Annotated in this window: 11 protein-coding genes; 8 read left to right on the forward strand and 3 right to left on the reverse strand. The window is 63.0% G+C overall.

The genetic code is table 11. The features are described 5' to 3' along the window. Positions 1-99: 99 nt before the first annotated feature. Positions 100-324 carry a hypothetical protein gene (locus G0P99_RS00460; protein ID WP_164126682.1) on the forward strand — a complete coding sequence of 75 codons (225 nt, stop codon included), beginning with the start codon at positions 100-102 and terminating at the stop codon, positions 322-324. Positions 325-330: 6 nt separating this feature from the next. Here the strand turns inward: G0P99_RS00460 and G0P99_RS00465 are convergent, their stop codons facing one another. After that, positions 331-954 carry a helix-turn-helix domain-containing protein gene (locus tag G0P99_RS00465; protein ID WP_164126684.1) on the reverse strand — a complete coding sequence of 208 codons (624 nt, stop codon included), beginning with the start codon at positions 952-954 and terminating at the stop codon, positions 331-333. Between the two features lie 66 nt (positions 955-1020). Here G0P99_RS00465 and G0P99_RS00470 point away from each other — a divergent pair, with 66 nt between their 5' ends. From G0P99_RS00470 to G0P99_RS00490, 5 genes are all read left to right on the forward strand, one after another. Beyond that, positions 1021-2538, forward strand: coding sequence for a class I adenylate-forming enzyme family protein (locus tag G0P99_RS00470; protein WP_164126866.1), 1518 nt, complete (start codon positions 1021-1023; stop codon positions 2536-2538). Further along, positions 2535-3191, forward strand: coding sequence for a DsbA family oxidoreductase (locus G0P99_RS00475; RefSeq protein ID WP_164126686.1), 657 nt, complete (start codon positions 2535-2537; stop codon positions 3189-3191). Before G0P99_RS00470 ends, G0P99_RS00475 begins: the two co-directional genes overlap by 4 nt. A 79-nt stretch (positions 3192-3270) precedes the next feature. Then, entirely contained in the window at positions 3271-4479 is a 1209-nt protein-coding gene (locus G0P99_RS00480; protein WP_164126688.1) for a multidrug effflux MFS transporter, read from the forward strand. A gap of 58 nt (positions 4480-4537) precedes the next feature. Then, a complete protein-coding gene (locus G0P99_RS00485) occupies positions 4538-6205 on the forward strand; it encodes a tetratricopeptide repeat protein (protein WP_164126690.1) in 1668 nt (555 codons plus the stop codon). Beyond that, positions 6202-6855: an SH3 domain-containing protein gene (locus G0P99_RS00490; RefSeq protein ID WP_164126692.1), complete on the forward strand. Its 654-nt coding sequence runs from the start codon at positions 6202-6204 to the stop codon at positions 6853-6855. Before G0P99_RS00485 ends, G0P99_RS00490 begins: the two co-directional genes overlap by 4 nt. A gap of 62 nt (positions 6856-6917) precedes the next feature. Here the strand turns inward: G0P99_RS00490 and mfd are convergent, their stop codons facing one another. Continuing rightward, positions 6918-10373: a transcription-repair coupling factor gene (mfd, locus tag G0P99_RS00495; RefSeq protein WP_164126694.1), complete on the reverse strand. Its 3456-nt coding sequence runs from the start codon at positions 10371-10373 to the stop codon at positions 6918-6920. 21 nt (positions 10374-10394) lie between these two features. Next, positions 10395-10919, reverse strand: a complete 525-nt coding sequence (locus tag G0P99_RS00500; RefSeq protein ID WP_164126696.1) for a component of SufBCD complex — start codon at positions 10917-10919, stop codon at positions 10395-10397. A gap of 122 nt (positions 10920-11041) precedes the next feature. On the opposite strand from G0P99_RS00500, the gene hemB reads away from it, so the two are divergent. Next, complete coding sequence (gene hemB / locus G0P99_RS00505; RefSeq protein ID WP_164126698.1) at positions 11042-12040, forward strand: porphobilinogen synthase; 999 nt, start codon at positions 11042-11044, stop codon at positions 12038-12040. 132 nt (positions 12041-12172) lie between these two features. Beyond that, positions 12173-12745, forward strand: coding sequence for a YSC84-related protein (locus G0P99_RS00510; RefSeq protein ID WP_164126700.1), 573 nt, complete (start codon positions 12173-12175; stop codon positions 12743-12745). Positions 12746-12785: the final 40 nt, after the last annotated feature.

Below are 12785 nucleotides of genomic sequence, written 5' to 3' on the forward strand. Positions count from 1 at the left end.
CGCTGCGGCGTTTTGCCGGGTGCGTGATCTGCCCGCATATCTTTAGTGTGCCCAAAGGGGGGAGCATTTCGCGTCGTTGTTCGCAAAGGAATGCTCGTTATGATGACCTGGACAGACCTGACCCATGACTGGGCCAGTGGATTTGCTCGCGTGAAATCGCGGTTTCCCGAACTGGATGAACGGGACATGCCGTTTCTGAAACTCGACCGCGCCCGGTTCGAAGCCTATCTGGCCGACCGCCACAACCTGACCATGGAGGAAGCGCGCGAGGAATTCGCCGATTTCCTTTATGTCGAGGCGCTGAACCGCGAATGCGGAGGCTGAAGCCGGTCAGGACAGCGAAGTAACCCAAAGGATCGTCGCATCCTCGTCACTGACTGAAATCACGTTGTGCCCCATCGAGGCGTCGTAATAGGCGCTGTCGCCCCTGCGCATCTCGACGGGCTCATAGAACTCGGTGAACAGGCGGATAACCCCGGTCAGCACGTACAGGAACTCTTCGCCGTCGTGCCGAACCCAACCGTCGAACTCGTCCATCGACCGGGCGCGCACGCGGGCACGATAGGGCAGCATCTTCTTCTTGGTAAGCGAGTCGGCCAACAGTTCATGTTCATAGGTCGCGGTCGCATGGGCAGAGCCGTCACCGGACTTGGTCACTGTCATCCGTCCGTTGATCTGGTCTTTTTGCGGCGGCGTGAACAGCTGCGGCACCGAGATCTGCAAACCGACCGCCAGCTTTTTCAACGCATCGTATGTCGGCGACATCTGGCCGTTCTCGATCTTACTCAGCGTCGAGCGGGCCAGCCCGGCCTTGGTCGCGGCCTGTTCCAGTGTCCAGTCGCGCGCCTTGCGCAATTCGCGTACACGCGCCCCCAGATCCAGAGGCTCGGCCTCGGCCTGGGCGCCGTTGGAACGGGCAATGCGGATCAGGGATTTAGGATCGCGGCTGGTCATGGTCCCAGTCTATAGAACCCGCGTGGCCCGCTTGCAACGGGCGCTGCGGCAGGCTAGCCAATGCGCATGCTGTCGATCTATGACCAAGGGCCGCCGCCGCCCTGCCCCACACCGTTCAACCTGGCCGCGCATGTCCTGCGCCATGCGGAACGTCTGGCGGATAAAACCGCCCTGTCTGTTCTGTACGAGAACCGCACCGACGACTGGAGTTATGCCCGCCTGCGTCAGGCCATTCTGGGCACGGCGACAGGGTTGTTGGCGGCCGGTCTGAAACCCGGTGACCTGGTCCTGATGCGGCTGGGCAATACGGTCGAGTTTCCGGTTGCCTATCTTGGCGCCATTGCGGCCGGGATCGTGCCGGTTCCGACCTCGTCGCAACTGACCGAGCCGGAAACCGCCCGGATGATCGCCGAGTTGAGCCCTGCCGCCATTCTGCGCGACGCCGGTGTCGCCTGTGCGCCGCATCCGAACCAGATCGGGACCGAGGCACTCAATGCCATGCACAGCCTGCCGCCCGCCGCATTCGCCCTGGGCGATCCCGACAGGCTGGCCTATGCGGTCTATACCTCGGGCACCTCGGGCAAACCACGCGCGGTGGCGCATGCGCACCGGGCAATCTGGGCGCGGCAGATGATGGTCGATGGCTGGTACGGCCTGACCGAGGAGGACCGGCTATGCCACGCGGGTGCGTTCAACTGGACCTATACGCTGGGCACCGGGCTGATGGACCCCTGGACCATCGGCGCGACCGCGCTGATCCCCGCGCCCGGCACCGATATCGACCGGCTGCCGGATCTCCTGGCCAGACACAGGGCCACAATCTTTGCCGCAGCACCCGGCGTATTCCGCAAGCTGCTGCAAGGGCGTGAACAGCTGGAGCTGCCTGCTTTGCGTCATGGCCTCTGTGCCGGCGAAAAACTGGCCCGCGCCTTGCACGAACACTGGAACCGGGCCTCGGGCACCGAACTCTACGAGGCATTCGGCATGTCCGAATGCTCGACCTTCATCTCGTCCAGCCCGGCCCATCCGGCCCGTGGCGAGGCGCTGGGTCAGCCCCAACCGGGGCGGCGCATCGCCATCCTTGGGCCGGACGGTCCGGTGCCGCAGGGCCAGCCCGGCACCATCGCGGTACATCGAGACGACCCCGGCCTGATGCTGGGCTATCTCAACGCCCCCGAGGAAGCCGCCGCGCGCATGCAGGGCGACTGGTTCCTGACCGGAGATCAGGGTGCCATGGCCATCGACGGGCAGATCACCTATCTGGGCCGTGACGACGACATGATGAACGCCGGCGGCTACCGGGTCTCCCCGGTCGAGGTCGAAGCGGTACTGGCGCGCTACCCCGGAATCGAGCAGGTCGGCGCGGCCTCGGTCGAGGTCAAACCTGACACATTCGTGATTGCAGCCTTCTACTCTGGCCCCCGGGAACTGGACGAAACCGCGCTCAGGACCTATGTCGAGGCGAACCTCGCGCGTTATAAACAGCCGCGCGCCTTCGTTTACCTTCCCGCGCTGCCCACGGGCGGCAACGGCAAACTCCTGCGCCGGGCGCTGCCGGCCTATTTCAAGGGGCCGTCCCGATGAGCCATACCGTCAAGCTCGATATCCTGTCCGACCCGATCTGCCCGTGGTGCTATATCGGCAAGACGCATCTGGAAAAGGCGCTGGCGGCCATACCCGACCACCCCTTTGTGATCGAATGGCATCCGTTCCAGTTGAATCCAGACATGCCGGACGCCGGTATGGACCGTCGCGAATACCTCGAAACCAAGTTCGGCGGCAAGGAGGGCGCGGTCCGCGCCTATGCGCCGGTGGTCGAGCACGCGCACAACGCCGGGCTGAACATCAATTTCGAAGCGATGAGCCGCACGCCCAACACCCTTGACGCTCATCGCCTGATCCATTGGGCCGGGATCGAAGGCAAGCAAACCGAGGCGGTCGATGCCTTGTTCCGCGCCTATTTCGTCGACGGCCGCGACATCGGCAATCACGAGGTTCTGGGTGACATCGCCGACAGTATCGGCATGGACGCGGCGGTGGTACAGAAACTGCTCAAGACCGACGCCGACCGCGAGGACATTGCCAAACGCGACACCCATTCGCGTGAAATGGGGGTGAACTCGGTTCCGACCTTTATCGTGGCAAACAAGCATGCTGTTCCAGGCGCGCAGCCGCCCGAACTTTGGGAACAGGTGATCCGCGAGATCATGTCTCAGCTTGAGACTACCTCTGCATAAACCCACAGGGTTCTGTGCATTGGTGCAACTGGCCCCCATGCCCCGACCGTGTTAGCGCGTGACGGGTAAGGAGAGCCCCATGGCAGACCGGATGTCCAAGGCCGAATTCATCGCGCTGATCGCGATGATGTTCGCCACGATTGCATTCTCGATCGATTCTATGTTGCCCGCCCTGCCGGAAATCGGGCTGGAGTTGAGCCCCAATGAGCCCAACCGGGCGCAACTGATCCTCACCTCCTTTGTGCTGGGCATGGGGATCGGCACGTTTTTCACCGGGCCGCTCTCCGACGCGTTTGGGCGCAAGCCGGTGATTTATGGCGGTGCCGTGGTGTATATCCTGGCCAGCGCAGTCGCCTGGGCCAGCCCGTCGCTGGAACTGGTGCTGGCCGCGCGGGTGGCACAAGGTCTGGGGGCCGCCGGGCCGCGCGTGGTGGCGATGGCCGTTGTCCGCGACCTCTATTCCGGTCGCCAGATGGCGCGCATCGTCTCGATCGCCATGATGATCTTTACCCTGTTCCCGGCCTTTGCACCGCTGATGGGCGCGGGCATCATCGCGCTGACGGGCTGGCGCGGGATCTTCGCGGCCTTTGTCCTGTTTTCCACCATTTCCGTTCTCTGGATGGGCTTCCGCCTGCCGGAATCGCTCGCGGTGGAAAACCGGCGTCCCTTTCGCTTGCCCCTGCTGGTCGATGCGGTGCGGCAGATGTTCGGCCACCCTACGGTGCGCCTGTCGATCATGGTGCAGACCCTGTGCATGGGCACGCTTTTCACCATGCTCACCATGGTGCAGCCGATCTATGACGTGATCCATGATCGCGGCGACAGTTTCCCGTTCTGGTTTGCCATGGTGGCGCTGCTTTCGGGCTCGGCCAGCCTGTTGAACGCCGCGCTGGTGGTGCGGGTCGGCATGCGCCGCATGGTGACCTGGTCGCTGGGCGTGCAGATCTTCATCACGCTCGGCATGATCGGCCTGAGCGCCGTACCCCTGTCGCCCGACGTGTCCTTTGGCCTGTTCGTGGCCTGGCAGACGGCCGTGTTCTTCATGGCGGGCACCACCTTGGGCAACCTGAACGCCATCGCGATGGAACCCATGGGCCATATCGCCGGCATGGCCGCCTCGGTCATTGGCGCGGTGGCAACCGTTCTGGCAGCCGCGATCGCGGCCCCGGTCGGGCTGCTGTTTGACGGGTCCATGGCCCCCCTCAACACCGGCATCCTGATCATGTGCATTCTCGGCTTCCTGCTGATGCTTCGCATGGGCCGCATCGAAGACCGGATGCTTGCCTGAGGTTTCCTCGCACCTCGCTTTCGCGTACTCTTCCGGACATAAAGGGGGAGTATCTGGAATGGACGACTATGGCTATGATCTGGGCAGCCATACCTGCCCGATAACGACCACATCGCCACTGGCGCAACTGTGGTTTGACCGCGGACTGATCTGGACCTATGGCTATAATCACGAGGAGGCCGCCGTCTGCTTCAACCGCGCGCTGGAGCACGACCCGGATTGCGCCATGGCTCATTGGGGCGTCGCCTATGCCACCGGCCCCAATTACAACATGCCCTGGGACCTGTTCGATACCGACGGCCGCGCCAAGGCTTTGCAAACCGCCTATGACGCGACACAGGCCGCAATGGCGCGTGTGGATGGCTGCACGCCCGTCGAACAGGCGCTGATCCGCACCCTGCCCGCGCGTTACCCGCAGCGCGGTCTTGATGATGACATGCATCGCTGGGACTATGATTTCGCCGATGCGATGCGCGCGGCCTTTGCCACTGACCCCGCGCATCTTGACCTGCGCACCGTCTATGCCGAAAGCCTGCTGAACCTGACGCCCTGGCAGATGTGGGACCTCAAGTCGGGCCGTCCCGCCGAGGGTGCTGCCACGCTGGAGGCGCAGGAAGTGCTGGAAACCGCGCTGCGCGACGATCCGGCCGCCATGTCACACCCCGGCCTGCTGCACCTCTACGTGCACCTGATGGAAATGTCGCCTTTCCCGGAAAAGGCGCTCAAGGCCGGTGATGCGCTGCGCACGCTGGTGCCCGATTCCGGTCACCTGGTGCATATGCCCACGCATATCGACGTCTTGTGCGGGCATTACCACAATGTCGTCTACTGGAACCAAAAGGCCGTCGAGGCTGATCTGAAGTACTTCCACCGCCAAGGCGCGTTCAACATCTATTCGGGCTACCGCATCCACGACTATCACTTCGTGATCTACGGCGCGCTGTTCCTGGGACAATTGCAACCGGCGCTCGATGCGAACCAGGGCCTGTGGGACACCACGCCCGAGGAGATGCTGCGCATCGAAAGCCCGCCGATGGCGGATTATTTCGAAAGTTACATGGCGATGGGGCCGCATATCCTGGTCCGGTTCGGGCGCTGGCAAGAGGCCATCGCGCTGGAACCGCCTGCCGACCCCGACCTGTTCCGCACCCTGACCGCGACGGTGCATTACGCCCGCGCCGTGGCCTTTGCCGCAACCGGCCGGGTGGCCGAGGCCGAGGCAGAGGAGCGAGTGTTTCTGAGTGCCGCCGCTCGGGTACCGGACAGCCGTCTGCTGCACAACAACCGCGTCGTTGATCTCCTTGAAATCGCCAAGGAAATGCTGCGCGGAGAGATCGAGTACAGGAAAGCAAACTACGACAGCGCCTATGCCCACCTGCGCCGCTCGGTCGAACTTGACGACAACCTGCCGTATGACGAGCCCTGGGGATGGATGCAGCCGACCCGTCACGCGCTCGGTGCCCTGCTGTACGAGCAAGGCCACCGCGCCGAAGCCGAAGAGGTTTATCGCGCCGACCTGGGCCTTGGCGGTCAGTTGAGCCGGGCGGCGGTTCACCCGGACAATGTCTGGAGCCTCAAGGGCTTGCACGATTGTCTCAAAGCACGCGGTGAAACGATTGAAATCGTTCAGATCCGGCAAAGACTGGACCTCGCCCTTGCCCGGGCCGACCGCGCGGTTGCAGCCTCCTGCTTCTGTGCTCAGGCGGCAATGCGGGCGGCGAAATGAAGCTGGGCCTAATCTGCGCATTGCTGCTCGGCGCCACTCCGGCCCTTGCCGGACGCCAGTCTTTTCCGCCACAGGATGAAGCAGCGCGAGATCCGTCTCTCGTCACTTTTCGCGACGAGTTGCGAGCCGCTGTGGCGCGTCGCGATACCGACGCGCTGACCGCCGCCGCCTGCCCCGACCTGATGCTGAGCGACGGCGGAATCGGCGGGCCGGAAGAGTTGCGCCAGTTTCTGACCTTGGAACAAGGCGAACCCGCCGCAGATGTCGAAGCGCGCTGGCAGGCGCTGGTCCGAACGCTCGCCGCGCCGGGCTATTTCGACGACGACGGCGAGTTCTGGATGCCCTTTCACTGGCGTATTCACCTTCCGGCGCGGATCGAACCGGCATGGTCCTATTTCACCAATGGCGAGAACGTGAACCTGCGCGCGGCTCCGGATCGTGAGGCGCCGGTGGTGACACGCGTGAGTTTCGAGGTGGTGCTGGCCGCAGAACCCGCATCGGAAAACGACTATCGCGCCGTCATCCTGACGGACGGAACCCAAGGTTATCTGCATCGTGACTACCTGGTACAGATGTCCGGATATCGCGCCGCCTTTGCGGTTTCGCCAGACGGTACCTGGCAGCTCTGCACCTTCACCTCGGGGCGATAAGCGCAGCGCGCAAAATCTTATCAAGATTTTGCCTACAGATTTTTTTTTGAAAAATCTGCGCGCTACGCGCGACCGACCTTCCCACCGACAGAGGCCTTTTCCGCCAGATCGCGTGCCACGGCAAAGGCACCCTTGATCTTGTCGGCATCCGAGCGCCAGTCGCGACGCACGACGATCTTGTTGTCCTTTATCTTGGCCAACCCGTTTTCGCCCTGAATGAACTCAACCAGCCCTGCCGGTGACGCGAATTTGTCGTTGTGAAACTGGATCGTGGCGCCTTTTGGCCCGCCGTCCAGTTTCGCGATGCCCGCGCGTTTGCACATGGCCTTGATCCGCACCACCAGAAGCAGCGTGTTCACTTCCTTGGGCAATTTGCCGAACCGGTCGATCAACTCGGCTGCAAAGCCTTCCAGCTCCACCTTGGTACTAAGCGACGATAGCCGCCGGTAGAGACCCAGCCGGACATCCAGATCGGGCACATAGTCCTCGGGGATCAGGACCGGCACGCCCAGGTTGATCTGCGGCGCCCATTGGTCGTCGGCCTCGCTCAGCCCCTCCATCTGGCCGCTGCGGATCTTGGCGATCGCCTCTTCCAGCATCGACTGGTAGAGCTCATAGCCAACATCGGGCATCTGCCCGGACTGTTCCTCGCCCAACAGGTTGCCCGCGCCGCGAATGTCCAGATCCTGGCTGGCCAGCGAGAACCCCGCCCCCAACGTGTCGAGCGAGGCCAGCACCCGCAGCCGCTTTTCGGCGGCAGGCGTCAGGCGCGCCCTCGGCTTGGTGGTCAGATAGGCATAGGCGCGCGCCTTGGACCGGCCAACCCGCCCCCGGATCTGATAGAGCTGCGCCAGCCCGAACATGTCCGCCCGGTGCACCACCATCGTGTTGGCGGTGGGGATGTCCAGTCCGCTTTCGACAATGGTCGTGGCCAGCAGCACATCATATTTGCCGTCGTAAAAGGCGTTCATGCGGTCATCGAGCTCGCCCGCCGCCATCTGGCCATGTGCCACCACATAGGTCAGTTCCGGCAGCTGTTCCTTCAGGAAAGTCTCGATATCCGGCAGGTCGGTGATGCGGGGCACCACATAGAAACTCTGCCCACCCCGGTAATGCTCGCGCAACAGCGCCTCGCGGATGGTGACCGCGTCGAACTCGCTGACATAAGTTCGGATCGCCAGCCGGTCCACCGGCGGCGTGCCGATGATCGAGAGATCCCGCACTCCCGTCAGGCTCAGTTGCAGGGTGCGCGGGATCGGCGTTGCGGTCAGCGTCAGCACATGCACGTCCGATCGCAGCTGTTTCAGCCGCTCCTTGTGCGCCACGCCGAAATGCTGTTCCTCGTCGATGATGAGCAGGCCGAGGTTCTGGAACCGTATCCCTTTGGCCAAAAGCGCATGGGTACCGATCACGATATCCACCGTGCCGCGCGCCAGCCCCTCGCGCGTCTGTTGCGCCTCCTTGGCCGAGATGAAACGGCTCAACTGCCGCACCTCCAGCGGAAAGCCCCGGAACCGCTCGCGGAAACTGCCCGCATGCTGACGGGCCAAAAGCGTGGTCGGAGCAATCACCGCCACCTGCAACCCCGACATGGCCGCGACAAAGGCCGCGCGCATCGCTACTTCGGTCTTGCCAAAACCGACATCGCCGCAGATCAGCCTGTCCATCGGCATGCCGGAATGCAGATCGTCCATCACGTCACCAATGGCGCGTAACTGGTCGTCGGTTTCCTGATAGGGAAAGCGGGCGCTGAAATCCTCCCAGGCATGCGGCGGCGGATCCATGACCGGCGCCTTGCGCAGGGCGCGTTCGGCGGCGATGCGGATCAGCCGGTCGGCCATCTCGCGAATGCGCTCTTTCAGCTTGGCCTTCTTGGCCTGCCAGGCACCGCCGCCAAGTCGGTCGAGCAGCCCCTCTTCATGGCCGTATTTTGACAACAGTTCGATATTCTCGACCGGCAGGTAGAGCTTGGCGTCGTCGGCATATTCCAGCAACAGGCACTCATGCGCGGCGCCAGCGGCGGTGATCACCTCCATGCCTTGATATCGGCCGATCCCATGATCGACATGCACCACCAGATCGCCGGGCGACAGGGATTGCGTCTCGGTCAGAAAGTTCTCGGCCTTGCGCTTCTTCCTGGGCTGCCGGATCAACCGGTCGCCCAGAACATCCTGCTCCGAGATCACCGTAATCTCGGGTGTTTCATATCCATGTTCCAGCGCCCAGACCGCCAGATGCAGACCGCGCTTGCCGATCCTTGTGCCGTTTGCAACCGGGATCGTCTCGGCCAGGCCCTCATCCTCGATCAGGCCACTCAACCTTTCGCGCGCGCCTTCGGAATAAGACGCGATCAGAACCGGGCCTTTCGCCAGTTTTGCTTTGATGTGATTTGCCAAGGCACCAAAAAGACTGACGTTTTCCAAGGCGCGCTCCGGCGAGAAATTGCGCCCGATGCGACCGCCCGCGTCGATCACACCCGGCCCGCTGGCCTGTGGCAGCGGGTTGAACTGCATCACCCGCCGATCCTGCAACAGTGCCTCCCAATCGGCATCGTCCAGAAACAGCAGGCCCGGTGGCAAGGGTTTATAGACACTGTCCATCCGCGCCCTGTCAGCCATGGCAAGACGGCGGATTTCGTATTGATCCTGAATGCCCTCCCACCGCGACAGGCGTGCGGCGGTCAGCTGGTCATCAAGCGTCACCGTGGCCTTGGGCAGATAGTCGAACAGGGTTTCCAGATCTTCGTGGAAGAACGGCAGCCAATGCTCCATCCCCTGATGCTTGCGTCCGGCGCTGACCGCCTCGTAAAGCGGATCGTCATTGCCCGCCGCCCCGAACTCGATGCGATAGTTCTGGCGGAACCGGGTGATTGCGGCCTCGTCCAGTATGACCTCGCTTACCGGGGCCAGTTCGACCAGATCCAGTTTCTCGGTGGTCCGCTGCGTCGCCGGGTCGAACCGGCGGGCGCCATCCAGCACGTCGCCAAAGAAATCGAGCCGCACCGGCCCGTTGTCGCCGGGTGGATAAATGTCGATGATCCCGCCCCGAATAGCATAGTCACCTGGTTCCATCACCGTCGGGCTCTGGCTGAACCCCATGCGGACCAGGAACTGGCGCAACCCGTCCTCGTCTACCCTGCGGCCGACCTGCGCAGAGAACGCCGCCTCGCGCAGCACCGCGCGCGCCGGCACCCGCTGCGTGGCCGCGTTGAGGGTCGTCAGCAGCACAAAACGCGCCGGCATCTGGTGAACCAATGCCGCCAGAGTCGCCATCCGGGCAGCCGAAACATCGGGGTTCGGCGAGACACGGTCGTAAGGCAGGCAATCCCAGGCCGGGAACACAAAGACCGGCAAGTCCGGAGCGTAGAAGGCCAGCCCCGCCCGCATCGCCTCCAGCCGCTTGTCATCGCGTGCCACATGCAGCACCGGACCGTCGGCGCGCGCGACTTCCTTGAGGATCAATTGTGCGTCAAACCCTTCGGGTGCTCCCCCGACAAGGACGTGGTTGGGTGATTTCATTGCCGTCTCCGCCTGCCGCGCTCAGCCCAGAACGCCGATGGACAGATTCTGATACATGCCCCAGAGCGAGGTAAAAAAGATCGCCAACATGCCGATGATCTGGGTGTAGAGCCGACAGCGTCCAAGCGCACGCGCCAGCATTTCTCCCTGGAGTGTCTCGGCCCGGATACGCCGCGCCGTCACCAGATTCAGCAGAGCCACCCATGTCAATGGAAACGCCAGCAGAAACACCGCCTGGGCAAATTCGATACCATAGGCAAATCCGGCCGTCGCCAGACCCGACAGGATGAAACACGAAAAGGCAAACAACCAAATGCCTGAAACTTCAACGATATAGAGCATCCTGTTCACATTGACGCGTGCGATGTCGTTCAGATCCTCTTCTGCCTGTCCTCCGACCCGCCGGGCACGGGTCACCATGTCGTACGGCACTCCCAGAACCCAATGGCTGGCCGTCGACCAGACCACCGCCAGAGCGATCCAGAACCAGAGGTTGGAAAAGCTCCGCATGTCGATGAGTTCGAAGATAGACGCATACCAATCCAACCGTGCTGCCCCTCTGCTCGCCGTGTTTGCGGCCTTCTATCCTCAATACGCGGCCTTTGGTACCCTTGTGACCGGACCAAATCCATGCCACCCAATGCCCGAATGTGCAAGGAGAGCGCAGCATGAAGCCTACTATCGCCCCGTTTCCCGCCACGCGGTTCCGCCGTGCACGCAGTTCTTCCGCCGTTCGCGCGCTGGTGCGGGAACACACGCTGACGGTGGATGACCTGATCTGGCCGGTTTTCGTGCGCGATGGTGAGGGGATCGAGGAACCCGTCAGCTCGATGCCGGGCGTGGTGCGCCGGTCGGTCGACCTGATCGCCAAGGCCGCGGTCGAGGCGCAGGCGCTGGGCATTCCAGCGATCTGCCTGTTCCCCTATACCGACGCCGCGCTGAAAACCGAAGACTGCGCCGAGGCCTGGAGCCCCGACAACCTGTCGAACCGCGCCATTCGCGCCATCAAGGCCGCCGCCCCTGACATCGCGGTGATGACCGATGTGGCGCTCGACCCCTATAATATCAACGGCCATGACGGTTACGTGGTGGATGGCGAGATCATCAATGACGAGACGGTCGAGGCGTTGGTCAAGATGACGCTGGCGCAGGCCGAGGCAGGCGCCGACATCATCGGCCCCAGTGACATGATGGACGGGCGCATCGGCGCTATGCGCCGGGCGCTCGAGGCGGCAGGCCACCGCAATGTGATGATCCTGAGTTATGCCGCGAAATATGCCAGCGCGTTTTACGGGCCGTTCCGCGATGCTGTCGGCGCATCGGGCGCGCTGACCGGTGACAAGAAGACCTATCAGATGGACCCGGGCAACACGAACGAGGCGCTGCGCCTGATCGAACGGGATTTGACCGAAGGTGCGGACATGGTGATGATCAAGCCGGGCATGCCCTATCTCGACATCTGCCGCCGGGTCAAGGACACGTTCGGCGCCCCGACCTATGCCTATCAGGTGTCCGGCGAATACGCGATGATCCAGGCCGCCGCCCAGAACGGATGGGTCGATGGGGAAAAGGTGATGCTGGAAAGCCTGCTGGCGTTCAAGCGCGCCGGATGCGACGGCATCCTGACCTACTTTGCGCCCCAGGTTGCCCGTATTCTGAACGGCTGATCCTGTTTTCAGGGCGAGAACTCGCCGAACCGCGACAGTTCGGTCGTGACAGGACCTTGTGAACGGCGTATTGTCTCCGCCAAGACCGGGAAAACCCGGCTTTTTCAGGCAACTCTACGAAAGACGAGAGAAATGAGCAGCACCCTTATTCCCCGGCCCACCCGTCGTGGCCTTCTTCTTGGCATGGCCGGTCTGACAGTGACCGCAGCTTGCGGAAATGGCGTCGGAAACTCCAACGCGGCGCAGATCGACGCGCGTGTCATCGCGACGCTGAACGAGATGTACAGCGAGTTCCCGAACACGGTGGAAATCTCGCAAAAGGCCGCTGGCATGCTGGTGATGCCGCTCCTGACCGAGGCCGGTTTCGTCTTTGGCGGCGGTTACGGGCGCGGCGCGCTGCGGATCGACGGTGTGACGGTCGATTACTACTCGGCGGTAAAAGGCAGCGCCGGGTTCCAGGTGGGTGCCCAGCAATATGCGCATGTGCTGTTCTTTATGACCCAGGACGCGCTCAGCGAATTCCGCCGGTCCAGCGGCTGGGCCGCAGGTGCCGATCTGGAATATGTGGTCAGCGATCAGGGCGACTCTCTGGCGGCCGACACGAACACCCTGCGCTCTCCGGTGCTGGCGGCGGTCTTTGGCCGCGCCGGTCTGCGGGTGGGGGCAACACTGGAAGGCACCAAGTATACCCGTATCATTCCCTGACCGAGACAGCGCCGGCCACGACCTGTGATCGGCGCTGCCT

Origin of the sequence: Ruegeria sp. PrR005 (genome assembly GCF_010500245.1) — a bacterium.
Lineage (GTDB): Bacteria > Pseudomonadota > Alphaproteobacteria > Rhodobacterales > Rhodobacteraceae > Ruegeria_B > Ruegeria_B marisflavi.

What these genes read in the sequence shown, in the direction of transcription:
- hemB (WP_164126698.1), top strand. Translation starts at nt 11,042, where the DNA reads ATGAAGCCTACTATCGCCCCGTTTCCCGCCACGCGGTTCCGCCGTGCA.
- G0P99_RS00510 (WP_164126700.1), top strand. Translation starts at nt 12,173, where the DNA reads ATGAGCAGCACCCTTATTCCCCGGCCCACCCGTCGTGGCCTTCTTCTT.
- G0P99_RS00490 (WP_164126692.1), top strand. Translation starts at nt 6,202, where the DNA reads ATGAAGCTGGGCCTAATCTGCGCATTGCTGCTCGGCGCCACTCCGGCC.
- G0P99_RS00480 (WP_164126688.1), top strand. Translation starts at nt 3,271, where the DNA reads ATGGCAGACCGGATGTCCAAGGCCGAATTCATCGCGCTGATCGCGATG.
- G0P99_RS00465 (WP_164126684.1), bottom strand. Translation starts at nt 954, where the DNA reads ATGACCAGCCGCGATCCTAAATCCCTGATCCGCATTGCCCGTTCCAAC.
- G0P99_RS00475 (WP_164126686.1), top strand. Translation starts at nt 2,535, where the DNA reads ATGAGCCATACCGTCAAGCTCGATATCCTGTCCGACCCGATCTGCCCG.
- G0P99_RS00460 (WP_164126682.1), top strand. Translation starts at nt 100, where the DNA reads ATGATGACCTGGACAGACCTGACCCATGACTGGGCCAGTGGATTTGCT.
- mfd (WP_164126694.1), bottom strand. Translation starts at nt 10,373, where the DNA reads ATGAAATCACCCAACCACGTCCTTGTCGGGGGAGCACCCGAAGGGTTT.
- G0P99_RS00470 (WP_164126866.1), top strand. Translation starts at nt 1,021, where the DNA reads ATGCTGTCGATCTATGACCAAGGGCCGCCGCCGCCCTGCCCCACACCG.
- G0P99_RS00485 (WP_164126690.1), top strand. Translation starts at nt 4,538, where the DNA reads ATGGACGACTATGGCTATGATCTGGGCAGCCATACCTGCCCGATAACG.